Genomic DNA, 25,047 nt, shown 5'->3' on the forward strand with positions numbered 1-25,047 from the left:
AGAGATGAATGCAATTTTGATTACTTTTTCAGTGGGTGTCCAAACACCTACTGAAATAGAGGAACTCAGTCTAAGAACGCCACGTCCTGTAGCAATTTATCTGTGCGAAAGCGCAGCGACAGCAACACACGACTGAGTGACCAACATCATGTTGCTGACGCTACGTTAGCACTGCGCTTTCGCACAGAAAACATCATGTTGGCCCAAAGCCTCCGGCGGATGTCACGGATTTTCAAAGGGATGAATACAAGGATGTTAGCCTAAAATATTCTCATCCTGCGAAAACGGCTAACTGACCTGCATCGGTAAAAACGCCACGTCCTGTGGCATTACCGAAATGACCGACATCGTGTCGGCCCTCGTGCAGGCCTAGGCACAATTCAAAATCCGGACGCATTGTTTATCTGCGCGAAAGCGAAGCGTCAGCGGCAAATGTTTTCTGTAGCGAAAGCAAAGCGACAGCTACAATTACGCCAAGGCGAAATTGATTAGAAAAAAGGTGAGTGTATGGGGACATTACGAGGTAAGACCGTACTCATTACAAGTGGGGGAACACTTGAAAAATGGGATCGTGTGCGTGGACATACGAATTTATCGAAAGGGTCGATGGGCTGTTATTTAGCTGAAGCGGCACTAGCGGCTGGGGCAAACGTATTGTATATGCATGGTTATTTCGCACAGCTTCCAACGAATAAAGATAAAATGCGTACCATTGGATTTGAAGGCATTGAAGATTTAGGCGAGAAAGTTCGACATGCTGTTCAGGAAGAACAGATAGATATCGTTGTTATGGCGGCTGCAGGTTCTGATTGGCTCATTGACAAAGTGTATGACCAATCTGGGAATTTACTTGAGGAAACCGGTAAAATGCCATCTGACGAGCCACCTATCATCCACTTTAAAAAGGCACCTAAAGTATTAGGTCAAATAAAGGGGTGGCAGCCGAAAGTTACTCTAGTAGGCTTTAAACTTGAGGCAACGGATGATGAGGAATTTTTACTGTCCCGGGCACGTCTACGGATGGAATCGGCCAATGCTCAATTTATGGTAGCTAATAGCTCACAGTCTTTATATGGTGGAGATGAGCCACATTGGATCGTACCGGCTGAAGGACAACCCATTAAGGTGATGGGCAAAGAACAAACAGCCAAAGCATTAATGGGATGCTTACAAAAACATTAAATCTCTCTTATGCGAGTGCGATGTCTATCAGCGAAGAAGTCATCCCTATCAGCGATGAAAAAAATCATTCAATTTATGCTAGCAAAAAAACTGTGCAGACGGAAAGTGCGTCTACACAGTTTTTTTATGGACCTCAGGTATTTAAGAAAACCCAATAAAGTTATTTAACTTCTTTCAGCAGAAGTGTGAGATGAATGCGGATTTAAGCTACTTTTCAGTGGGTGTCCAAACATCCGCTGAAAAAGAGGAACTCAGGCTAAAACTTTCACAAGCTTTCTTCATAAATTTTGCGTCCCTTTTACTGACAAAATGAACCATTTCGCTTAATTTCATAGTATTCGTCTAGGTTTTGTAATATTTATATTGACAATAGGTTTTCAGAATTATAGAATTATTTCCAAGAAACGTAATACCTTATCAGGAGAAGCGGAGGGACTTGGCCTAATGAAGCCTCGGCAACCGATATGAATCGGTGCCAAATCCAGCAGAGTTTTCTGACAGATAAGGGGGTCCATCGAATCATCATGATGCGTTGACCTCTTTTGTACAAAAAAGTATGAGAAGGGGTGTATCGGAATGTCTCAAACAGCAAAGATTGATGACAAGAAATTAGAAGTGATTGCCAATGCTATTCAAAATCTACAATTTGGCGAGGTGCATATCACCATTCAAGATGGCGTTATTGTGCAAATTAATCGACTTGAAAAGCAAAGATTTCCACAAAAAAAACCGAATAATCGCAGCTGACTAGAAATCTGGAGGCCACATCATAAGCAGGAATCTTTCCTACGCTTATATGTGGTTTTTTTTGACCCCGTTTTACGGCAGTAAGAAGGGCACTGAACTGACCGTAAAAGCCCGATTGGTTCAACGTAGGATCCGTAGGTATGAAGAATACCCATCTGATTGAAGTTTTTCTTAATTAGTAGCGATTTAAAAAGGAGTGAGCAATTTGAGATTAAGATATTTCATGAATATTGGTGTACTGAGTAGTATATCAATTGTATTGATGTTATTTAATTTTCCGTTACCACCGTTTCCTAGTTTCTTACAGGTAGATTTTAGTGATGTGCCGGCCTTATTAGCAGCAATGACGATGGGACCAGTTGCAGGGATTTTAGTGGAGCTATTAAAAAATATATTGGATTGGTTATTGTCAGGAAGCATGACTGGTGTACCGGTAGGGCATATGGCCAACTTTACAACAGGCGTGTTATTTATCATCCCGGTGTATTTCTTCTATTCAAAAATACAAAGTGGGAAGGGGCTTGTCATTGGTTTGCTTGCAGGTACAGCTTCGATGGCAGTTGGTATGAGCCTTCTGAATTATGTGCTTTTCCTACCAATGTACACTTTATTTTTAGGAATGGAACCTGTGAAGGGGGATGCTTTAACAGATATGATTGTATTAGGGATTCTACCATTCAATCTAGTGAAAGGTGTCATTGTCATGATTGTAACAATGATAGTATTCCGAAATATTCGAACTTGGATGGCTCAGCAATGCTTGAAATATAATCGTACATATTAAAAACAGGAGGTATAATAATGACGACAAAAACAGTTAAAAAGATTGAAGAAATTGCAACTTCGCTTGCGCAAAAATTTAAGGAAACAGCCGTCACGCGAGATCAAGCAGGGGGGAATGCTAAAAATGAGCGAGATTTAATACGGGAAAGTGGACTTTTAAAACTCTTAATTCCGACTGAATATGGTGGTTTAGGAGGTGATTGGCTTGATGTCCTACAGGTTGTGCGTATTTTTGCTAGAGTAGATAGCTCGCTAGCACATATTTTTGGTTATCATTTTGTCAATTTAACGACGCCACATTTATGTGGAAATGAAGAGCAAAAAGTGCGTTATTATACGGAAACCGTACAACGAAATTTATTTTGGGGCAATGCCTTTAACCCTATTGATATTAAGTTAACGGCAACGAAGCATGACAAACATTACATTTTTGAAGGTAAGAAAACATTTTGCTCAGGTAGTGTAGATTCTGATTATTTGTTAGCATCAGCGCTGTTAGAAGGTCGGGAAGAGCCTTTGTTGGCTATAATACCTACTAAACGAATAGGTATAGAAGTGAAAGGGGATTGGGATAATTTTGGTCAACGTCAGACAGATAGTGGGACAGTCGAATTTCATGCGGTACGTGTGGAACTTAATGAAGTACTGGAGAATGGCTTTAATCGCGATGAGTTTTCTCGCCTACGTTTAAATATTTCAAGCTTTATCTTAAATCATCTGTATTTAGGTATTGTAGAAGGCGCATTTGAAGCAGCAAGAATTTACACACAAACTGAAACGAGAGCGCGTTCACCGCTCTACACTTCAGCAACAGAGGATCCAATTATTCAAAAACATTTTGGTGAATTTTTTGCTCAGGTAGAGGCGGCCAAATTAGTGGTGGAACGTTCAGATGAATTGTTCCAAAAGCTTTGGCTAAAAGGAAGTAACATAACGCTAGCAGAACGTGAAGCGTTAGACGATGCTGCGAATGTTGCGAAAATTGTGACGACGAAAATAGGGCTAGACATCACTTCTCGTATGTTTGAGGTTATGGGAAGTCGTGCTACAGCTAATCGCTACGGCTTTGATCGCTACTGGCGTAATTTACGGACGATGACGCTACATGTGCCAGTAGATATGACCATACAAGAATTAGGAAGACGTGTCTTACAACGTTAGAAGGGGTGAATATCATGGTGCTATTAGAGCGTGTAGAAAAGCATGACAATAATGACTTGGAGAAGACGAATGAGGCGCTTGCGCCAGCAACAAAAAATAAAATAGAGGCGAAAAACATTCATTTCGGTTATCAAAATGTTCGAATTTTAAACGACATTTCGATCAATGTGCAGGAAGGTGAATTTCTCGTTCTGATGGGCCCGAGTGGTTGTGGAAAAAGTACCTTTCTTCGTTTGCTTGCAGGACTCGAGCAACCAAACGCCGGAGACATTACGATTGATGATGTGTCGCTTCAAACACAGGCGCCAGATTGCGGTGTAGTATTCCAAGATTATTCTCTGTTTCCTTGGTTAACGGCACGTAGCAATATTGTGCTTGCATTAAAACAAAAGCTTGGGAAAACGAAAAAGAAACAAGCATTACAACAGCTTGCAGAGGATTATTTAAAGCTTGTCAATCTAGGCCACGTCATTACAAAATATCCTGGACAAATGTCTGGAGGGATGAAGCAACGTGCAGCCATAGCCCGTGCATTGGCTTACGGATCAGATTTACTACTAATGGATGAACCGTTCGGAGCACTTGATCCGATTACTCGCATTCAACTACAAGATTTAATGCTCCAAATTAGTCGGGAACAAAAACGCACCATTGTTTTTGTGACACATGATGCTGATGAAGCAATCTATTTGGCAGACCGCATTATCATGTTTGGTCTTGGCAAAGAAGGGGCTGTGACAACTAGTTTAGAGGTACCGTTTAAACGGAAAACGACAAATCGTAAAAAACTATTTGAAAGTGAGGAGTTTTTAACTTTCCGAGACAATGTATATGAAGTAATGAATAAAGAGATACTCAATCGAATTGAAGAGACATCACTTGTGACAGCGGATGGCGCAGGGATTTAAGGAGGAACTGGTTTGCAAAAGCGTAAATGGAAAAAATCAATTTATACATTTTTAGGAGGTGTCAGTTTACTTGCTCTAACAGCATGTGGTGCGGATAAAAAAGTAAGTGAGCCAGCTTCAGCAGAGGATTTGTCGGAAAAAACGTATGACATTAAGGTCGGATATAGTCAATCCAGCGGTGCGCCATTAGTAGATGTTGCGCTGCAAGAAGGCTATTTTGAGGATGTCGGCGTCAATATCGAACGTATCGGTTTTGCGAACTCTGCTGACGGATTAAATGCGCTGCAAGCAGGGAAAATTGATGTCGGTCTGTCATTCGGCACAGCCGGTCCACTGACATTCATTTCAAATGGTTCTGATTTCAAAATTATCGGTGGTCATTTAGAAGGTGGACATCCGATTTTAACGAAAGCAGAAAATACTAACCAATACAAAACTTTAGCAGATTACAAAGGTAAGAAAGTTGGTACAATTCGTATCTTCACGTCGGATATCGTCTTTCGTTCAGCATTAGCAGAGGAAGGAATAGATTGGGAGAAAGATTTAGAAATTATTGAGTTTAAAACGGGCAGTACGTTATTAGAAGCAGTTGCTTCCGGAAAAGTAGATGTGGCAGTTTCCGCAAACTCATTCTATGCGCAAGCACTTGAAATGGGCTTGGAGGCAGTAAGTTGGAGCAACGATTTACAGCCGTCCCATGTGTGCTGTCGTGTCGTGACAAAAGAAGAGTTGTTAAAAGAAGATGATGGCGAAGGCTATAAACGCTTCTTGAAGGCATTAATTTTGGCGGAGCGTACGAAGATTGAGCATCCAGAAAAAGCGGTGGAAGCCGCACGTGAACATTTGAAGGTAGATGATGAAGTGATTAACGCCATTGTCAACGAGGGTCATTCTAATTATTCGGCCGATCCAAATAAAGACAGCGTTATCGCCATGTGGAATCAAATGCAAGAAATAGGTTATGTCAAGGATGTTGAGGATATTGATATTAATGAATATATCAATATTGAATTATATGAAAGTGCACTGAATGAGTTAATCGAAGAACATCCATCTGATGATTATTTTAAACAATTACTAGAAAAATTTAATGCACAAAATGCCTAAGTAGAGGAGGGACACCCTGTGCGCCTATTTTTTAAGCAATATAGCATCACGATTTTGATAGGGCTACTTGTACTTGTAGCCTGGGCGCTGTTCACGAAATACGCGAGTTGGATTAACCCTGTGATTTTCCCAGAGCCCATTGTTGTGTGGACGTCCCTACAAGAAAAAGCCCAAGAGTTATTTAGCGGCTTTATTAGTTCCATGCAGCTATTATTGCCAGCCTATCTGGGTGCAATAATCATTGGTATCGCAGGCGGTGTATTTTTCGGCTTACATCATCAATCACGCAAAATTTTAATGCCGTATTTTCATGCATTCAGTCCAATTCCACCGACATTATTTATACCCTATGTCATTGCGTTAATGCCAACGTTTCAGTCGGCATCAACGTCACTCATTTTTATTGGTGCGTTTTGGCCAATCTTTTTAGGGACCATTCAAGGGGTATTATTCATTGAGCAACACTATTTAGACAATGCGAAAACACTTGGGTTGAAAGGCTTCGACTTTTTAGCAAAAGTCATACTGCCGGCAAGTTCCCCGCATATTTTAGCAGGTGCTGGCACGTCGCTAGGGATGTCCTTTTTAATCTTAACGATTGCAGAAATGTTTGGGGCATCATCCGGGATGGGTTACTTCATTCAATACTATGCAGATTTCTCACAATACCATTTCGTACTAGCAGGTATTATTTTCAACAGCGTGATTATTCTGATATTCATGATTGGTTTCGATAAACTAAAAAAACGTCTGCTTTTTTGGACGAATATGAAGGTTGAACCGAAATGACGGGTAAGCGATTGATGCAAGTGTTTGCGATGGTGCTCATCTTAATCGCACTTAGCTATAGTGTTTACGTGAATGGCTTTACAAAAGAAAAAACAAAGCTTCTTGCGGCAAAACAAATAGCGCCTACTTTTACGCTGACAAATACTGCAGGACAAAAAGTTCGATTAGAGGATACCAAGGGACAAGTGCTAATTTTAAATTTTTGGGCCACGTACTGCCCACCTTGTAAAAAAGAAATGCCATTATTGGATGCCCAATCAAAGAATATGGCAGTTATCACGGTCAATGTAGGAGAACCTACACGTCTGGTGAATCAATTTTTACAAAAACAGCAGTTAACGCTGCCCACATTATTAGACCGTGATCAGAAAGTGTATACCCTCTATCAAGTGACGAATCTACCGACCACATTTTTTGTGAATGCAAAGGGTGAGATCGTTGACAAAGTAGTAGGGGAATTAAACGAACAACTATTAAAAGACAAGATTGCACAAATACAACCATAGTAAAGGGAGAGATTTTTTATGACGAATGAATTCAAACAAGACACAATCGCATTACATGGTGGGCAAACAGTGGACTCTATTACACGTTCTTGTGCTGTGCCACTTTACCAAACGACATCCTATGTATTTGATGATACGGAACATGCAGCTGCCCTCTTTAAGTTACAAGGTAGCGGCTACTTATATTCACGTAATGCCAATCCGACAAATGATGTGTTAGAAAAACGTCTTGCAGCGCTTGAGGGTGGTGTGGGTGCATTTGCGGTCGCTTCTGGGCAAGCGGCTGTGCTATTAGCAGTATTAACTGTGGCACAAGTCGGCGATGAAATTGTCGCAACTAATGCGTTATATGGAGGCACTTATACATTATTTGAACGGACACTACCACGCTTTGGTATTACAGTGCGCTTTGTTGATGGAGCAGATTTGGCAGCGATTGAAACAGCTATTAATGATAAAACAAAAGCGGTATTCACAGAAACAATCGGCAACCCAAGTTTGCAAATTGCTGATATCGAGGGCATTAGTGAAGTGGCTCATCGTCATGGCGTGCCGGTAATTGTCGATAACACATTCGCCACACCTTATTTAGCGAAGCCATTTGAGCATGGCGCCGATATTATCGTCCACTCAACGACGAAATTTATCGGTGGGCACGGGACATCTATCGGTGGAGCCATCATCGATAGTGGGAACTTTGAATGGAATGCGCAACGTTTCCCAGCATTTGTTGACAGCAACCCATTGATCGACAATCGTTCTTTTGTTGAAGCGGCAGGAAAAGCAGCGTTTGTAACGAAAGCACGCTTTGAACTGGGGCATGATTTAGGGGCAACATTATCGCCATTTAATGCTTGGTTATTTATTCAAGGTTTAGAGTCACTATCTGTTCGTATTCGTCAGCATGTATCGAATGCCAAGGCGGTTGCTACGTTTTTAGAACAACATAATTTAGTGGAATGGGTGAATTATCCGACACTAGCGGGAAATGCACAGCAGGATATTGCCGCAAAATATTTACCAAAAGGCGCGGGCTCGATTTTCAGCTTTGGCATTAAAGGTGGTTTAGAGGCAGCCAAAACGTTCATTAATGGGGTAGAGCTTTTATCCCATGTTGCGAATGTTGGTGATTCAAAATCACTTGTCATTCACCCAGCAAGTACATCCCATTCTCGTTTAACTCCAGCCCAACAAATTAGTAGTGGTGTCACACCCGGTTTAATTCGTCTATCGATTGGCTTAGAAGATATTGACGATATTTTAGCAGACTTAGAGCAAGCACTACAAAAAGCAGGTGTGCAAGCTTTAGTGACAGCGAAGGAGGAGCAATAATATGACAATTGCAGTTGTAGTCAATGATGCAGGCATTATCACAACCATCACAGAAGGCAGCGTGTTACGCATTCTAGCGCAAGATGGTAGTACGGAAAATTTCCGTAATCCTGCATTAGATTTAACAGAAGGTCGCCGTGGTGCAGCACTACGTTTAGCCATTGAAAAGGGCGCAACGACATTTGTTGCACCACCCGAAACGTTTTGTGAACGATCTTATGCAAAAGCACAAAGTGAAAACATTCAATTTTATCACCTGAACAGTAATACCCCCTATGAAGCATTTACATCAGCACTAGCGAATGGAGAGATTTCACTTTCTACGACATTACCAGAAGTGGAAATTTTACCAAGCGCACCTGTAACAAAATAATAAAAGATATGGAGGAATGAGCATGGTTGAATTTATTACAATGGCCCCGACTTCAGGAGATAGTGAGTATGTAGGAGGTCCATCGAAGGACAAAAATATTGATGGTTGGACTGGTACTGGTACGGATGCCAATCGTGAACCGTCTGTTGACTATATTACACAAGTTGCACAGGCTGCAGAACGTGGAGGTTTCTCAACGTTATTACTGCCAATTGGTGGCTTATGTATCGACTCACTTGTTGCGGCATCACATTTAACAGCAAGAACCGAAACTTTAAAATTTTTATATGCAGTTCGTCCAAGTTCAACAGCACCGACGATTTTGGCAAAGCAGTTTGCTTCCATTGATGAATGGTCGAATGGTCGTATCAACGTTAACATCGTCACAGGTGGTTCACCACAGGAGTTAGCAAGTGATGGGGATTTACTATCTCACACAGAGCGCTATCGTCGCACACGAGAATATATCTATATCTTAAAACGACTTTTTGCGGGCGAGAAATTTGATTTTAACGGTGAATTCTATCAGTTAAAAGGTGCGTATTTACCACGATTACCAAAACAAACACCACCTATTTTCTTTGGAGGTTCCTCGGATGTAGCAAAAGCGGTGGCGGCAGATTTAGCTGATGTATACATGCTATGGGGTGAAACAATAGAAAATACGAAAGCAGAAATTGATTCGGTGAAGGCGCTCGCGTCACAAAAAGGGCGAGAGCTGTCGTATAGTTTTTCATTCCAAGTGGTCATTGGTGATACAGAAGAAGAAGCATGGGCGAAAGCAAATAAGCTCATTAGTCAGGTAGATCCAGAATTTTTAGCATTGAAACATCAACAAACACTAGCAAATGGGGCAGTGGGTGTGAATCGTTTGCATACGTTAATGGTGGCGTCAAAAGACAATAATTTTGTCATTGGACCAAACTTATGGGCGGGTTTAACGCAAGTATTGTCTGGTAATTCCATTGCATTAGTAGGCACACCAGACCAAGTTGCAGCACGTATCGTTGAATATGTGGATTTAGGTTTTGATAAAGTGCTATTACGCGGATTCCCTCATTTAGAAACCATCGAAGAAGTTGGTCAAAAAGTAATTCCACGTGTTCGTACGTTATTAGCGGAGCGCGAAGCAAAAGTTGTATAAGGAGGAATGAACCGATGACAAAAAAACAGATGAAACTAGGCGTCTTTTTAATGGGCACAGGGCATCATATTGCCTCATGGCGTCATCCAGATGTGCCGAGCGATGCAAGTGAAAGTATTGCATTTTTTCAGCACATCGCACAAGTGGCGGAAGCTGGAAAACTAGATATGTTATTTTTAAGCGATGGGCTATCGTTTAACCATTTATCGCATCCGGCTGAACTTGTGCGCTTTGAACCGTTAACATTGCATGCGGCATTATCAACCGTGACGAAAAATATCGGCTTAACAGCAACGGCTTCGACAACATATAATGAGCCATTTCATATAGCCCGGAAATTCTCCTCGCTCGATCATTTAAGTGGTGGTCGTGCAGGATGGAATGTGGTGACATCTTATTACGAAGCAGAGGCGTTAAACTTTAATCAAAATTCACATTTAGACCATACGCTTCGTTATGATCGTGCAGAAGAATTTGTAGAAGTAGTAAAGAGGTTATGGGACAGCTGGGAGCAAGATGCGCTTGTCCGAGATAAAGACCTTGGCACTTATTTTGATAAACAGAAGCTACACACATTGGCTTTTAAGGGCAAGTATTATGCAGTAAAGGGACCATTGAATTCATCTCGGTCTCCACAAGGACGTCCAGTCATAGTACAGGCAGGTTCATCGGAATCGGGCACAGATTTAGCTGCTAAAACAGCCGATGTTATTTTCACAGCCCAGCAAACATTAGAGGATGCGCAGTTCTTCTATAGAAAGCTAAAGGATAAGGCCATAGCCTTTGGGCGCAATGCAGATGATGTGAAAATTATGCCCGGTGTGTCACCGTATGTAGGTGATACAGAGGAAGAGGCCTATGCGAAATACGAACAATTGCAAAGTCTGATTACACCTGAAATTGGCTTGGATTTCCTGTCAGATTATTTAGGGGGCTTTGATTTTTCAGGCTATGATCTAGATGGCCCACTACCGAAAGATATTCCGCTGACGAACGGTAATCAAAGTCGTCAACAGTTGATTGTGGCGTTGGCGGAGCGCGAGCAGCTGTCCATTCGTGAATTGTATTTACGTATTGCAGGCTCACGCGGGCATCGTTTAATTTTTGGGACGCCTGAACAAATTGCCGATCAGCTAGCGGAATGGATGGATAAAGGTGCAGCGGATGGTTTTAATATTATGCCGCCATATTTCCCAGACGGATTTACTGATTTTGTGGAAAAGGTAGTGCCTATTCTACAACAACGAGGTATTTTCCGTACAGCATACGAGGGTACAACATTACGAGAAAATTTAGGTTTACCACAGGTGTTGTCACGTTATGACAAGGTAGAAGTTTAACTTCTTTCAGCAAATGTTCTGGTAGCGAAAGCGAAGCGTCAGCTACAAATGTTTTCTGTAGCGAAAGCGAAGCGTCAGCTACAAATGTTTTGGTAGCGACAGCGGAGCTTATGAGAGATTCGGACGAGATTTTTGAAATTAAAAGAGCGGAAAAATACGTCAAAAAAACAGGATGATTACAACGAATCATCCTGTTTTTTGCGTATATATTTCGTGCAATAGCCTATTCATAAAAACTTTTTGGAATTTCACCAATATGTCTGCGATGATACAGTAAAGGTTCCTTCTGTGCATCATCAATTTCTAGGACCTGCCCAATAAATATCGTATGATCTCCAGCGTCGATTTGCTGAAACGTTTTGCATTGTAAAATGGCTGCGGTATCATGCAAAACCGGTAGACCTAAAGCAGAGATTGACCATTTAGCCTGTGCGAAGCGATCTGGGATTTTACTTGAAAATAGCGTACATAAGTGTTCTTGATTGTTCGCTAAAATATTAACAGCAAACTTTTGAGCTACTGTAAAATATGGATGCAGCTGTGATTTTTTATCGAGCGACCACAAAATAAGGAGTGGATTTATGGAAACGGATGCAAAGGAATTGACAGTTAAGCCAAAAGGCTCATTTGCGTCATTACAAGCAGTGACAACCGTAACGCCTGTTGGATAATTACCTAATGCTAGTTTAAAAGCAGCTACTTTGTCTGTCATTCTAATCACCTCTTCATTGATTTATGGAAATGAAAAATCTTTTCTGATGAACCATCAGCATTTCAATCATTTCGTTGCTGAGCATTTAAATATAGCTGTCATAAAATATAGTAACTTCTTAATAATTATAATATTCTTAATTTTATTTTAAACCAACAAAACTAACAGGTAAAGTATATAATAGAGAAAAAAAGGGGGGATAGTCATGACTTTATATTTTGACCATCTAGTTCATCAAGTTCAATCACCAGAGAATACAAAGATTTTCTTAAATAAACGTAATATCCATACAGTTAACGGTGGTCAACATACAATGTGGGGGACATACAATACGTTAAGCTACTTTGGATTAAACTATATTGAGCAAATAGCCATTTATGATCGTCATTTATTTGAAAATGCAGTGAAATTGCCTTATTCACTACATTATACGTTTAAGCATACAAACGAGCGCTATGGTTTTTCAAGAATTGCGTTACGTACAAAAAATATTAAGGAAGAGGGACAACGTTTGCGTGCACTTGGCTTCGAAGTATATGGACCTGATGCTTGTAGTCGTACAAGACCAGACGGCTCCGTAGTTGAATGGAAGCTATTGCATTTTGGGAAGCCAGGGCTGGAAATTGATTTCCCATTTTTGATTGAGTGGGCTGATACAGATGAGGAACGTGTTGCGCAATTAAAAGCAAATGGAGCCATTAAGACCGATCAACCCATATCGATGGAATCTGTACAATTTTATGTAAAAGATGTGCAAGCTACGGTGAAACTATGGAGGGAAGTATTACAATTACCAGAGCCTGAACAACAAGAACAGTTTATTTCCTTACATTTACCAAATATTCGCCTAGATTTTTATGACGAAGTTACTGCTGCTACTATGGCGCTAGGTCATTTAAATAAAGGGCCGTTTGGGGTTACACTTAAGAATACTGATAGAACGAAGGAAACGCTAGTTTTTCCAGGAGCTTTTTATTGGATCAATAGCTGAGGAGAGTTTAAAAGATCTATGAAGAGCATTTGAAAAAAAGGAGCCGTTCATCAAACGAACAGCTCCTTTGTACTTAAAATTTTACAACATTTGACGCCTGTGGTCCTCGATTGCCTTCCACCACATCAAATGATACCTTTTGACCGTCTTCAAGTGTACGGAAGCCTTCCTCCTGGATTCCCGTAAAATGTACAAAAACATCTTCTCCATCATCACATTCAATAAAGCCATAACCTTTTTCATTATTGAACCACTTTACGATTCCCTTTTGCATAAGCATTCGCCTCCCATGCGCTTGAAAGTAGAATAAAATCAATTAAGTCGTGACATAACCTGCGAAAATGTGAAAAAATGCATTTTCATTAAGAACATACATGAATTGAGCAAAGTTGTCAATTGATTGTCGAAATGCTTGTATAACTAACTATGATTTTTTTCACAATTAAGTCTATAATGGAAATTAACAACATAGAAAGTAGGATGCCAAATGACAACGACAAATCAACCTTTATCAGATTTAGAAATCGCAAATCAAGCGATTATGAAGCCTATTACAGAAATCGCGAAAGATGCAGGTATTCCAGAGGATGCACTTGAGCAGTATGGTCGCTACAAAGCAAAAATTGATCCATTAAAAATAACAGCACATGGTGAGGATGCAAAGGTTGTATTAGTTACTGCCATTAGTCCAACTCCAGCAGGTGAAGGGAAGTCAACTGTAACGGTTGGACTTGCTGATGCACTTCATCAATTGAATAAAAATGTTGTTGTTGCTTTACGTGAGCCTTCACTCGGCCCTGTAATGGGTGTAAAAGGTGGAGCAACAGGTGGTGGATACGCACAGGTTGTACCGATGGAGGATATAAACTTGCATTTCACTGGTGACCTTCACGCGATTACGACGGCGAATAATGCATTATCAGCCTTTATTGATAATCATATCCACCAAGGAAATGCTTTAAACATTGACCCTCGCCGTATTATTTGGAAACGTGTAATGGATTTAAATGATCGCGCCCTTCGTAAAGTTGTTGTGGGTCTAGGTGGTCCTGTGCAAGGGATGCCACGTGAGGACGGCTTTGATATTACCGTTGCATCAGAAATTATGGCAGTCTTTTGTTTAGCTACAAGCATTGAAGATTTACGTGAACGTTTAGCAAGTATCGTAATCGGTTATACATTTGAGCGTGAGCCTGTTTTCGTACGTGATCTTCAAGTAGAAGGAGCTTTAACTTTATTATTAAAGGATGCCTTCAAACCAAACTTAGTGCAAACACTTGAAGGAACACCTGCCATTATCCATGGTGGACCATTTGCCAATATTGCACACGGCTGTAACTCGATTATGGCGACACAAACGGCTCGCAAGCTAGCTGATATTGTTGTGACAGAAGCAGGTTTCGGTTCAGATTTAGGTGCTGAAAAATTCATGAACATTAAAGCACGTAAAGCAGGCTTTAAACCAAGTGCCGTTGTCATTGTGGCTACTATTCGTGCATTAAAAATGCATGGCGGTGTACCAAAAACAGAGCTTGTAGGCGAAAATGTTGAAGCACTTTTACAAGGAATTGAAAATTTAGCTAAACATGTCGACACGGTTCGTACATTTGGTGTTGAACCGATTATCGCTTTAAATCGTTTTATTACGGACACAGAAGCTGAGTTAGAAGCAGTCCTGAACTGGTGTCAAGAAAATCATGTTCGTATTGCTCGTACAAATGTTTGGGAAGAAGGAGGTAAAGGTGGATTAGCCTTAGCTGAGCAAGTAGTAGCCGTATTAGAAGAAGAAAATAACTTCTCTCCCTTATACGATGTAACAGAGTCCGTTGAAGAAAAAGTTCGTACGATTGTTCAAAAAGTGTATGGTGGGAAAGATGTACAATTTACCGAACAAGCGAAAAAACAAATTGCCCAAATCGAAAAATTCGGCTGGGATTCTCTACCGATTTGTATGGCGAAAACACAGTATTCTTTATCCGACCAACCAAGTCTTTTAGGACGTCCTGAGGGCTTTACCATCACAATCCGTGAAGTTATTCCAAAACTTGGCGCAGGTTTCTTAGTTTGTCTTACAGGCGATATTATGACAATGCCAGGTTTACCAAAAGCACCAGCTGCCTTACGCATGGATGTAGATAATGAAGGACATGCGGTAGGGTTGTTCTAATTGATACAAAAAAATTAACGTTAAAGCTGCTCCTTTTTCTAATAGGGGCAGCTTTTAACTTTTTTCAGCGGGTGTACAAACAACCGCTGAAAGAAGTTAAAGCCTCCGGCGGATTTTTAGAAAGTTCAAAGTAGTTAGGCTCCATATCGAATCAGTAAAAAGCTAGCCAACCATAAAAAAATGGCTACTCGAATGATTAGATCCATTGTCAATTCAAAGGCAGAAAGCTTTCTTTCTCGTTTTACCTTTTTAAGAAGTCTAACGGAAAAAGCAGAACATAGAAGTAGAACGGCAATAGATAGTTCATATATGTTTTCTAAAAGGCTTGTATTTTCTAAAAGATTTTTCAACAAAATCATCCTCTCTTTTAGAGGTTATGAGCTATTCCATTGTATTATGTAGGCACTCTGGTGTATGATCAGGGGCCTTTTTTGTGTTTACATATCAAGTTAAATTTACGCAAAGTAATATAGGAACTCTATTGTAAAAGTACACCCAATATTGGAAAGAAAAAGTGGATTTTTATCACAAATCTCATTGTTAAATAAATTTTTATTAAAAATAGATTGAATTTTCTTTTTATTTTAAATATAATTTACTTAATTTATTAATTGGAACACTGTTCCGATAATAGGAACGCGGAGGGATGAAGAGTTGAAAATCGCAACAGATATTGGCGGTACCTTTACCGACCTAGTTTACACGGATGAGAAGGGAAATCTTCAGTTTGACAAGGGGCATACGACTCCAGGTCATTTTGAGGACGGCATATTAAATGTATTAGGACGACATGTAACGGAAGATTCTCTTATTGAATCATTTATTCATGGTTCAACAGTCATTATTAATACATTAACGGAAAGAAAAGGGGGCGTAGTTGGATTAATTACGACGAAAGGTTTCCGTGACGTGCTAGAAATTGCCCGTGGGAATCGACCAGACCTATATAATTTTAAATATAAGAAGCCAAAACCTTTTGTTGAGCGCTATTTACGACAAGAAATCGATGAGCGAATCGATTTTAAAGGTAATGTTATGAAGGCACTTAATGCTGAGGAAGTAGGTAATATCGTACGTGAATTTAAAGAATTGGGTGTAGAGGCCATAGCTATTTCACTAATTCATGGCTATAAAAATCCAATACATGAATTAAAGCTTAAAGAAGAAATTTTAAAAATTTGGCCAGAGGTGTATATTACACTTTCGAGTGAAACGATTAAGGAATATCGCGAATATGAAAGAACGAATACAACAGTTTTAAATTCATACGTTAAGCCAATTGCACACGCGTATTTAAAAAGTTTAAAAGAAAAATTAAACACAATCGGTATTACAGATCATTTGAAAATTATGCAATCCAATGGTGGTACAACTAGTTTTGATAAAGCAATGGAATTGCCGATCAATCTTGTGGAATCAGGTCCTGTAGCTGGTATGTTTGGTGCAGCAAAATTAGGTGAACTTTTAAATGAATCCAATATTATCGCTTTTGATGTTGGCGGAACGACAGCAAAATGTTCGTTAATTACAAATGGAAAAGTAAATGTCACAACAGATTACTATATTGAAAGAAATGAAAAGTTTGCAGGCTATCCGATTAAAACTCCAGTTGTTGATATCGTGGAAATTGGCAATGGCGGTGGTTCCATCGCTCGTTTGGATCAATTCGGCTCCTTAAAAGTTGGTCCAGATTCTGCTGGTGCGAATCCAGGACCAGTTGCATATGGCTTAGGTAATACACAGCCAACGATTACGGATGCAAATATTTATTTAGGAAGATTATCATTGGAAAACTTCGATAATCCAGTGTCTATTGACAAAGTGGAGGAGGCACTTATAGAAGCAATTGCTAAACCGTTAAATGTGACAGCAGAGGAGGCAGCACAAGGGATTTTAGATATTGCCAACTCTAATATGTTAAATGCCCTGAAACTAATTTCTATTCGTAAAGGCTATGACCCTGAAGATTTTACAATGGTTGCCTTTGGTGGCGGTGGTCCTCTACATGCGATTAATTTAGCAGAAGAACTGGGCATGAAAAAAGTCATTATTCCATATGGTTCGTCTGTCTTTTCAGCACTAGGAATGATGATGACGGAATACCGACAAGATTATATCCAAACAAGTTTAATGGACTTTGATCATCATCATCTAGCTGATATTCAGAAAAATATCGATGAAGCTATTGAAAATGCCTATGCGGATGCACCTTTGTCAAAAGATCATTATTATTTTGAAATTAATTATGATCTTCGTTATAAAGGCCAAGAACACGCTGTCAAATTGAATGCATCGAATATTGCTATTTATGAAGAAGAGCTTGCTCATTTAGCAGAAGCTTTCCATATTAAACATAAACAGGAGTTCTCTTTTGATTTACCGGAGACGCCCATTGAGTTAGTGAATTTGCATCTTACTATTTACGGAAAAGATGAAGCGGTGCAATTTAAGGAATTAGAATTCTTCCATATTGACACTTCAACATGTATAAAAGCAACACGAAAGTTATACGTCAAGGAAACAGGCTGGGTAGAGGTAAATGTATATGATCAACAAAAATTAGTACCTGGCTATGTGATTACTGGCCCTGCTATTGTGGAAAGTCCTACGTCTACAGTTGTGATCAATGAAAAACAATCTATTGAAATAGATAAATACGGCAATCTGATTGTAGAGATGGAGGGGAAATAAAACATGAAAAAAGACGTTTTTGCTATAGAAATTATTCAGGATTCTTTACTAGCTATTGGTGATGAGATGTTTGTAGCGTTAGCTCGTTCGTCCATGAGTCCAGTTATCTATGAGGTATTGGATTATGCTTGTGGTTTAACAGATGCAAAAGGCAATCTAATCAGCCAAGGTAATGGTGTAACAAGTTTTATCGGGATGCTAAGTCCGATGGTACAACGTGTCATTGAAAAGTTTAATCATGGGGAAGATTTACATGAAGGCGATGTCATTATTATTAATGATCCGTATGTTGGTGGAGGTTCGCATTTATCGGATGTTGGTTTAGTCTTACCAATTTTCTATAAAGGTGAGGTTATCGCTTATTCTGCAAACAAAGCGCACTGGACAGAGGTTGGTGGCATGGATCCAGGTTCATTTACAAGTAATTCGAATGAAATCTATCAGGAAGGTCTACAGTTACCTGGTGTGAAGCTTTATCAGAAAGGCGAGCTCAATGAAGGCATTTATGAAATCATTTCTACGAATGTTCGTTTACCAGAACTATCAATCGGAGATATGTTTGCTCAGGTGGCTGCCTTAAAAACGGGTGAAAAACGAATCACGGAGCTTTGTCAGAAATTCGGTGCCGAATCTGTTAAATTGTCCATTCAAAAATTATTGGACAAGGGTGAAAAAATTGTTGAGCTTGAACTACAACAATTACCAAAGGGCGAATTTTATGCGGAAGACTTTATTGAGGGTGATCCTTTAAAAGGCGGACCTTATCCAATCAAAGTAAAGGTAACCATCAGTGAGGAAGAATTTATGTGTGATTTTAGGGGATCACATCCTGCTGTGAATGTACCGGTAAACTGCTCGCAATTTGGCTTGATGGCCAGTGTGCGTGTGATGTTTCTGGCTTTACTTGGCGATATTGATGTCATAAATGAAGGTGTCTTTAAACGCTTAACGATTATGACTGATGACAATTCTATTGTATCTGCCAAACGTCCGCACCCTGTTTCAATGAACTTTGAGGCACGTATTGGTGCAGCAGATTTAATTTGGAAAGCACTTGCACCTCATTTACCAGAAAGATTGTCAGCAGGTCATTTACAGTCGGTTTGTACATTTATCTTAACAGGTAAAAATCCTGAAAATGATGAGTCATTCCTAATTGTTGAACCATCAGTAGGTGGTTGGGGAGCGTCAAATGATGAGGATGGTCAAAGTGGTCAATATTGTATGGGAGATGGGGAAACATATAATCTTCCTATTGAAATTGCGGAGACAAAATATGGTATTCAGATTGATGAATATAGCTTAAATTGCGATGGTGCTGGTGCAGGGCAATATAGAGGTGGCGTAGGAGTACGTCGAGTTTATACCGTTAATAATGACGGTCAAAAGGTTTCTGTCAATTTAGGTAGACATCAATTTACCCCATTTGGTTTAAATGATGGTGAAGGAGGATCACATAACTATCTGATCATTCATAAAAAAGATGGTACAAAGGTTGGTCCGGTTGGTGTCCTAGCGAATTATGAATTGCAAAAAGGAGACCGTATAGAGCTTGTCACAGCAACAGGGGGTGGCTATGGCAATCCAAAAGAGAGAAGTACGAAAGCAATTGAAAAAGATTTATTAAACGGATATATTTCTTTAGAGGTAGCTGAAAAACGTTACGGTTACCAAAACGCATAGAAGGAGAAATATATATATGACTGTTAAGACATTAAAAAACTCATTGGATATACTTGAATGCTTCGCAACTACAGAAAACGCATTAGGTGTACGTGAAATTTCACGCATGACAAAATTGCACACAAGTGTTGTGCAAAGAACAATCAATACATTTACAGAAGCAGGCTATTTATTACAGGATGAAGCTACAAAAAAATATAAATTAGGTTATAAAATGTTTATATTTCATGATGCACTCGCCAATACTAGTGACCCACATTTTACAATCTATGAATTGATGCAGAGTCTTGCAAGTGAAATTAATGAGTCAGTATTTCTAACTTATATGGATAAAGAGTATGGTGTCACAACAAAAATTGCTGAAAGTAATAAGAATATAAAGTATGCAGTGTCATTAGGTACAAAAACACCACTTTATATCGGCGCTTCCTGTAAAGTTATGTTTGCCTATTTGGACAAAGAAAGACAGCTTGAATTATTAGCGTATTTTAATGAAGAGCAGTCTGAAATGGAACATGAAAAGCTTCTTAACAATTTTCAAGAAGAGCTGCAAATCATACGACAAAATAATTGGTGCGTCACTGTAGGGGAGTACAACGAACATGCTTTTGGTATTAGTGTGCCATTATTCAATCATAAGAAAGAAATCATGGCATCTCTGACGATTTCTGGATTAGTATATGACTTTGACGATCAAAGGGAGAAATACATGCTTGAACAGTTAGTGAAAATTGCTCATCAAATTCAATCTCACATCTCTAAACTATAACAACAATAGGGGAGCTGACACTATGAATAATAAAGTATTACATCCGCGGGCCTTAGAGCCTGTAACTCTATTAATGATAGTCTTAACATCTGTAGTTGGTGCAATTATAGGGATACAACTGATTACTACTTTAGGGATTTCTGCTAATACATCGATTGTTGGTGCAATATTTGCTATGATTCTTGGTAGAATTCCTATTGGAAAACTGATAGCATTTAAATCAGTGCATAGACAAAACATTATTCAAACTGCGATATCATCAGCTACTTTTAGTGCAGCAAGTAGTTTAATGCTGCCAATTGGTATTCCATATGTTTTAGGCTATGAAAATTTAGTATTACCATTGTTTATTGGTGTTGTTTTAGCGATGTTTGTGGATGCTTTATTATTATATAAATTTTTTGATACAAAGATTTTTCCAGCAACAGGTACTTGGCCACCAGGGATTGCAACTGCTGAAGCGATTAAAGCTGGAGATAAAGGTGGTAAAAATGCAAAGGTTCTAATCGGTGGTGTTTTAGTCGGTATTGTGGGAGCTGTACTGAAAATTCCAATGTCAGCTTTTGGAGTAGCGTTTATCGGGAATATTTGGGCGCTTACAATGTTTGGAATTGGTCTTTTACTAAGAGGCTATTCTGTTCAATTATTTAATGTGGATTTAAACCAATACTATATTCCACATGGAGTTATGATTGGGGCTGGTATTGTAGCACTGGTTCAAGTAGCCTTTACTTTATTGAGTAAAGGGGCTGCTGAAAATTCAGAAAAGTTAATCTATTCAAAAAGTCCGAAAGAAATAAGACAAGGCTTTGGTGCAGGTTTTATCGCATATTTAGTCATTTCGTTAGTGATTGCGCTATTAGGTGGTATGATTTCAAATATGTCTATCGGTATGTTACTAGGTTTCTTACTATTCGCAACAATTGCTGCGTTTGTCCATGAATTAATTGTTGGTATTGCTGCGATGCACGCAGGTTGGTTCCCAGCGTTTGCAGTAGCGTTTATTACACTTATTGTCGGCATTTTGATTGGTTTCCCACCACAAGCACTCGCTTTATTAGCAGGATACAGTGCAGCAACAGGTGTAGCATTCGCAGATATGGGCTATGATCTAAAAACAGGTTTTATTTTACGTGGAAATGGTAGTGACCCCGCATTAGAAAAAGAAGGGCGCAAACAGCAAATGATCGCTGGTATTCTAGCCTTCTCTATTTCTGCCATTGTTGTTTTACTTTCTTATAAATCTTATTTTGCACAAGATTTAGTAGCACCTGTAAATCATGTGTATGCTGCTACAATTCAATCTGGTGTTACAGGTGACGTAGCGAAACAATTATTAATTTGGGCGATTCCAGGCGCATTAATCCAACTTATCGGTGGTTCAAAACGACAAATGGGTATCTTATTTGCGACAGGTTTATTACTTGTCAATCCGATTGCTGGATGGGCTGTTTTAGCAGGGATTTTACTTCGAACTATTTTCACTTATGTGACGAAAGGTAAGAGAGAATCGGAAATGACTGTATTTGCAGCAGGTGTCATTGCTGGAGATGCATTATATAGCTTCTTCTCTTCTATTTTAAAAATAGGAAAATAGAAAGGAGTCATTTGATATGGTAAAAGTTCTAACTTATGAGGATGGTATAGCAGCAGTCTATGGGGGTGCGATTCTAGGAGGCGGTGGTGGTGGTCTCCTTGAGGAAGGTTTGAAACTTGTTGAGGAAATTTTTGCTACAGGTACACCTCAATTAATCGATATAACGGATTTAGAGGATGAAGATTTAGTCGCATGTGTGGCGATGGTCGGAGCTCCTTCTGCAGCTGATCAATATATTTCCCACGAACAGCTTTGTTGGAGTTATGAAAGTATGAACACGTATATGGGCGACCGTCTAAAAGGTATTATTACAAACGAGAATGGTGCCATTACAACGATTAATGGGTGGTTGCAATCCGTTTTATTGAACGTACCAGTTTTGGATGCCCCCTGTAACGGTCGAGCACATCCAACTGGTATCATGGGTTCATTGAATTTACATGAACAGAAAGATTATAAATCTATGCAATTTTATGCAGGTGGAAAAAATGAATTTGCAATTCAAGGCTTTATAGAGGGTGATTTGCAAAATACTGCAAAAGCTGTTCGCAATGCTTCTATTTTAGCTGGTGGAATGGTAGGGGTTACTCGAAACCCTGTAACCATAGGCTATTTAAAAGAAAATGGTGCACCTCATGCTATTTCCGCTGCGATTGAGCTCGGCTATAGCTTTCTGAATGGACAAACAATCGAAGGGAAATTAGAAAATGTTATTCAACAGTTGAATGGTAAGCACATCGTTTCTGGAATCGTGACGGACTATTTGCTAACAAAAGAAAATGGCTTTGACGTTGGAAAATTAAAGGTTGAAGATTTTCATTTAACTTTCTGTAACGAGTATATGACTTTAGCTAAAGAAGGTAATATCCAATCTCAATTTCCAGACCTCATCATGACTTTTGATACGGAAAAAATGATCCCAGTACCGAGCGCAAGCATTAAAGAAGGTATGCACGTTGTTGTTATTTTAGTTGATCAACTTAATCTGAACTTAAGTACAACGATGAAAAATGAGGCGCTGTTACAGGAGATTGATGAGGTTATTAAAGCTGTTCTATAAATGAGTTGAAAAAATAGAAAAAAACAATAAAAGCTGCCATCATCTACAATAAATAAGATGGGCAGCTTTTATTGTTTCTTCAGCGGGTTGGTATTACATAACATAACTATCGTTCCTACTTCCTTCATAACTTAATACTTCATTTACGGCTTAAATAAAATTCGAAAAAAATGTTGCCTAAAAAAGAATTCTCTAGTCTAGTTAGCACGACTCTGATGATTTGCCTTTTCGCAAATGTTGGCAAGAAACTGGTATGCTATTTGCCATTAATGGGAGGAGTTACGTTCACACATATTCAGGATAATGAATAGAAGAAGGTAACGTCGATTAATGATAAAAATATCACACGCTTGCGACATATGCTCAAAGCTTTCTTGGTCGTGAAAATAAGATAATTGTTTGTTCACTTATCTCGTCATGTACATTCACTATGCGGGTTAAAACAAAGAATTTCTAAGGGAAAGTGTTCACTTTTATTTGTTTAGATGATTGGTTTTCACTATACGCATGTCATCTTTCAACACAGTATTCAATTGTAAAGCCCGCTGAAGTTGTTAAATTTGTCAAAACATAGTTCTTGTACATCACTGAAATAGTGAGCTACAGAACAAAGTTAAATGTTCTGTACATTCACCTTACAATATTCTGAAAAATTTGTCAATTGAAAACAACTTTCTATATTGTTTTTTTTAGCCTCGTGGTTACTTAATAATTGCCAACTATTCTAAGCAATACAGTATAATAAAGTATGAAGGGACTGAACAAAGATTATGAACATTTTAATGGACAAAGTACGGGGAATTTACGAACAATTTGATGCTAGTCATGATTTTCAACATATTGAACGTGTTTATCGAAATGCGTTAGCGATATTACAAACAGAGTCAGAAGCGGATGCAGAAGTTGTGAAAATTGTTGTGCTCTTGCATGATGTGAGTGATAAAAAGTATACCGATAGCAAAGAGCAAGAAAATAAGCTGATTGCCGAGCTACCTTTAAGTGAAGAAAAAAAGCAACATATTCGGGATTGCATCGAACAAGTATCGTTTAATGGTGGCAATGAATTAGAAGCAACTTCTCTCGAAGCGAAAATAGCACGGGATGCAGATCGTTTAGATGCGATTGGAGCAATCGGTATTGCACGTACGTTTGCTTTTGGTGGGGCTAAGGGTCGAAAACTTTATGATAAAGAAGAGGATGCACGTACGAATATGACAGAGGACGAGTATCGTAGTAAAAATACATCCTCAGTTACCCATTTTTATGAGAAGCTATTATTGCTAAAGGATTTAATGATTACAGAGAAGGGCAAACAAATGGCTGAAGAACGCCATCAATTTATGGTGCAGTTTTTAGAGCAATTACAAAATGAGATAGTTGAGATTCCCACCCCTAAAGGGACAAGCTGACTAATGTCAGTGGGATTCCTGAGTAACTAAGCGTTCACAGTCCATTTCTGTTTTGAACAGTTCTCAAGATTGGGGTATCCCATTACCCCTCCCTATCCAGTGCATATAGCAGATAGGGCTACACTACTTTTACCATAGCGTATAGTTGGTTTCGTCCGATGTGTTTTAGCGTCTTTTTCGTGACGACACATATTGTTTTACCGATAGCATGAATTAGGCTATCGAACCATATACAATATCCAATTTTCAATGAACGAGCGTGTTTTATAGACTTTTACTTGTCTATAGATGAAGTATAACACCCTTTCAGACAATTAAGGTAGCAAAAGTTACCTCTTGTCTGACCTCACTTTCATCCCATGTCTAAAGACGGGCTATACCCGGCATGGGCTTTCTCATTCGGAAAATCTGTAAGTAATTCAAGACAAAAAATATGAGCACTCTAAATATAGATGTCTCCCTAAAAAATCCGTTGTCTTTCTTAATAGACAACGGATTTTTTAGGGATGAACAATTTTGATAGAGCATGAACAAAAACGTGTAAGTTTATTTATTTTACTTTAGCTTGAGCAGGATACGAGTCTGCAATCGTACCA

General features: G+C 39.2%; 24 protein-coding genes and 1 riboswitch. Of the genes, 21 read left to right on the top strand and 3 right to left on the bottom strand.

Annotated features, from left to right (window positions below; all coding sequences use genetic code 11):
• Positions 1 to 4: 4 nt before the first annotated feature.
• The 13 genes from ACFCYJ_RS05510 to ACFCYJ_RS05570 all read left to right on the top strand — a co-directional run bounded on the left by ACFCYJ_RS05510 (position 5) and on the right by ACFCYJ_RS05570 (position 11,372).
• The gene (locus tag ACFCYJ_RS05510) at positions 5 to 136 is read left to right on the top strand and encodes a hypothetical protein (protein ID WP_376071744.1); all 132 of its coding nucleotides are present in this window, start codon (positions 5 to 7) and stop codon (positions 134 to 136) included.
• Between the two features lie 371 nt (positions 137 to 507).
• Complete coding sequence (locus ACFCYJ_RS05515; RefSeq protein ID WP_376071747.1) at positions 508 to 1,182, top strand: phosphopantothenoylcysteine decarboxylase domain-containing protein; 675 nt, start codon at positions 508 to 510, stop codon at positions 1,180 to 1,182.
• A 411-nt stretch (positions 1,183 to 1,593) separates the two neighbouring features.
• A riboswitch (SAM riboswitch) is annotated at positions 1,594 to 1,690 on the top strand.
• A 68-nt stretch (positions 1,691 to 1,758) separates the two neighbouring features.
• Positions 1,759 to 1,929, top strand: coding sequence for a YezD family protein (locus ACFCYJ_RS05520; protein ID WP_376071750.1), 171 nt, complete (start codon positions 1,759 to 1,761; stop codon positions 1,927 to 1,929).
• Positions 1,930 to 2,125: 196 nt separating this feature from the next.
• Positions 2,126 to 2,713 (top strand): ECF transporter S component, encoded by a 588-nt coding sequence (locus tag ACFCYJ_RS05525; RefSeq protein ID WP_376071753.1) that lies wholly within the window; start codon positions 2,126 to 2,128, stop codon positions 2,711 to 2,713.
• Between the two features lie 17 nt (positions 2,714 to 2,730).
• Complete coding sequence (locus ACFCYJ_RS05530; protein ID WP_376071756.1) at positions 2,731 to 3,873, top strand: acyl-CoA dehydrogenase family protein; 1,143 nt, start codon at positions 2,731 to 2,733, stop codon at positions 3,871 to 3,873.
• 14 nt (positions 3,874 to 3,887) lie between these two features.
• Positions 3,888 to 4,781 (top strand): ABC transporter ATP-binding protein, encoded by an 894-nt coding sequence (locus ACFCYJ_RS05535; protein ID WP_376071758.1) that lies wholly within the window; start codon positions 3,888 to 3,890, stop codon positions 4,779 to 4,781.
• Positions 4,782 to 4,793: 12 nt separating this feature from the next.
• Complete coding sequence (locus ACFCYJ_RS05540) at positions 4,794 to 5,888, top strand: ABC transporter substrate-binding protein (protein ID WP_376071761.1); 1,095 nt, start codon at positions 4,794 to 4,796, stop codon at positions 5,886 to 5,888.
• Positions 5,889 to 5,906: 18 nt separating this feature from the next.
• A complete protein-coding gene (locus tag ACFCYJ_RS05545; RefSeq protein ID WP_376071763.1) occupies positions 5,907 to 6,677 on the top strand; it encodes an ABC transporter permease in 771 nt (256 codons plus the stop codon).
• Positions 6,674 to 7,183: a redoxin domain-containing protein gene (locus tag ACFCYJ_RS05550; protein WP_376071766.1), complete on the top strand. Its 510-nt coding sequence runs from the start codon at positions 6,674 to 6,676 to the stop codon at positions 7,181 to 7,183. The genes ACFCYJ_RS05545 and ACFCYJ_RS05550 overlap by 4 nt, the downstream gene beginning before the upstream one ends.
• Positions 7,184 to 7,201: 18 nt before the next feature.
• Complete coding sequence (locus ACFCYJ_RS05555) at positions 7,202 to 8,515, top strand: O-acetylhomoserine aminocarboxypropyltransferase/cysteine synthase family protein (RefSeq protein ID WP_376071769.1); 1,314 nt, start codon at positions 7,202 to 7,204, stop codon at positions 8,513 to 8,515.
• A 1-nt stretch (position 8,516) separates the two neighbouring features.
• A complete protein-coding gene (locus ACFCYJ_RS05560; protein WP_376071772.1) occupies positions 8,517 to 8,888 on the top strand; it encodes a NifB/NifX family molybdenum-iron cluster-binding protein in 372 nt (123 codons plus the stop codon).
• A 22-nt stretch (positions 8,889 to 8,910) separates the two neighbouring features.
• On the top strand, positions 8,911 to 10,032 hold the full coding sequence (locus tag ACFCYJ_RS05565) for an LLM class flavin-dependent oxidoreductase (protein ID WP_376071775.1): 1,122 nt from the start codon (positions 8,911 to 8,913) through the stop codon (positions 10,030 to 10,032).
• A 14-nt stretch (positions 10,033 to 10,046) separates the two neighbouring features.
• On the top strand, positions 10,047 to 11,372 hold the full coding sequence (locus ACFCYJ_RS05570; protein ID WP_376071778.1) for an LLM class flavin-dependent oxidoreductase: 1,326 nt from the start codon (positions 10,047 to 10,049) through the stop codon (positions 11,370 to 11,372).
• 223 nt (positions 11,373 to 11,595) lie between these two features.
• On the opposite strand, the gene ACFCYJ_RS05575 is transcribed toward ACFCYJ_RS05570, so the two are convergent.
• Complete coding sequence (locus ACFCYJ_RS05575) at positions 11,596 to 12,084, bottom strand: flavin reductase family protein (RefSeq protein ID WP_376071780.1); 489 nt, start codon at positions 12,082 to 12,084, stop codon at positions 11,596 to 11,598.
• A gap of 205 nt (positions 12,085 to 12,289) precedes the next feature.
• Here ACFCYJ_RS05575 and ACFCYJ_RS05580 point away from each other — a divergent pair, with 205 nt between their 5' ends.
• Entirely contained in the window at positions 12,290 to 13,075 is a 786-nt protein-coding gene (locus ACFCYJ_RS05580; protein ID WP_376071783.1) for a VOC family protein, read from the top strand.
• Between the two features lie 73 nt (positions 13,076 to 13,148).
• On the opposite strand, the gene ACFCYJ_RS05585 is transcribed toward ACFCYJ_RS05580, so the two are convergent.
• Positions 13,149 to 13,349 (bottom strand): cold-shock protein, encoded by a 201-nt coding sequence (locus tag ACFCYJ_RS05585; protein ID WP_376071786.1) that lies wholly within the window; start codon positions 13,347 to 13,349, stop codon positions 13,149 to 13,151.
• A gap of 213 nt (positions 13,350 to 13,562) precedes the next feature.
• Between ACFCYJ_RS05585 and ACFCYJ_RS05590 the strand changes: the two genes are divergently transcribed.
• Positions 13,563 to 15,242 carry a formate--tetrahydrofolate ligase gene (locus ACFCYJ_RS05590; protein WP_376071789.1) on the top strand — a complete coding sequence of 560 codons (1,680 nt, stop codon included), beginning with the start codon at positions 13,563 to 13,565 and terminating at the stop codon, positions 15,240 to 15,242.
• Positions 15,243 to 15,376: 134 nt separating this feature from the next.
• Here ACFCYJ_RS05590 and ACFCYJ_RS05595 read toward each other — a convergent pair whose 3' ends face one another.
• The gene (locus ACFCYJ_RS05595; RefSeq protein ID WP_376071792.1) at positions 15,377 to 15,595 is read right to left on the bottom strand and encodes a hypothetical protein; all 219 of its coding nucleotides are present in this window, start codon (positions 15,593 to 15,595) and stop codon (positions 15,377 to 15,379) included.
• Positions 15,596 to 15,896: 301 nt separating this feature from the next.
• Between ACFCYJ_RS05595 and ACFCYJ_RS05600 the strand changes: the two genes are divergently transcribed.
• From ACFCYJ_RS05600 to ACFCYJ_RS05625, 6 genes are all read left to right on the top strand, one after another.
• Positions 15,897 to 17,933: a hydantoinase/oxoprolinase family protein gene (locus ACFCYJ_RS05600; RefSeq protein ID WP_376071795.1), complete on the top strand. Its 2,037-nt coding sequence runs from the start codon at positions 15,897 to 15,899 to the stop codon at positions 17,931 to 17,933.
• 3 nt (positions 17,934 to 17,936) lie between these two features.
• On the top strand, positions 17,937 to 19,616 hold the full coding sequence (locus ACFCYJ_RS05605) for a hydantoinase B/oxoprolinase family protein (RefSeq protein WP_376071798.1): 1,680 nt from the start codon (positions 17,937 to 17,939) through the stop codon (positions 19,614 to 19,616).
• A 16-nt stretch (positions 19,617 to 19,632) separates the two neighbouring features.
• Entirely contained in the window at positions 19,633 to 20,385 is a 753-nt protein-coding gene (locus tag ACFCYJ_RS05610) for an IclR family transcriptional regulator (RefSeq protein ID WP_376071801.1), read from the top strand.
• Positions 20,386 to 20,407: 22 nt separating this feature from the next.
• Positions 20,408 to 21,982 (top strand): OPT/YSL family transporter, encoded by a 1,575-nt coding sequence (locus ACFCYJ_RS05615; RefSeq protein WP_376071804.1) that lies wholly within the window; start codon positions 20,408 to 20,410, stop codon positions 21,980 to 21,982.
• A gap of 16 nt (positions 21,983 to 21,998) precedes the next feature.
• The gene (locus tag ACFCYJ_RS05620) at positions 21,999 to 23,042 is read left to right on the top strand and encodes an S-methyl thiohydantoin desulfurase domain-containing protein (RefSeq protein ID WP_376071807.1); all 1,044 of its coding nucleotides are present in this window, start codon (positions 21,999 to 22,001) and stop codon (positions 23,040 to 23,042) included.
• 770 nt (positions 23,043 to 23,812) lie between these two features.
• Positions 23,813 to 24,451 carry an HD domain-containing protein gene (locus ACFCYJ_RS05625; protein ID WP_376071810.1) on the top strand — a complete coding sequence of 213 codons (639 nt, stop codon included), beginning with the start codon at positions 23,813 to 23,815 and terminating at the stop codon, positions 24,449 to 24,451.
• Positions 24,452 to 25,047: the final 596 nt, after the last annotated feature.

The sequence above is a fragment of the Lysinibacillus sp. NPDC056232 genome, assembly GCF_042267565.1.
Lineage (GTDB): Bacteria > Bacillota > Bacilli > Bacillales_A > Planococcaceae > Lysinibacillus.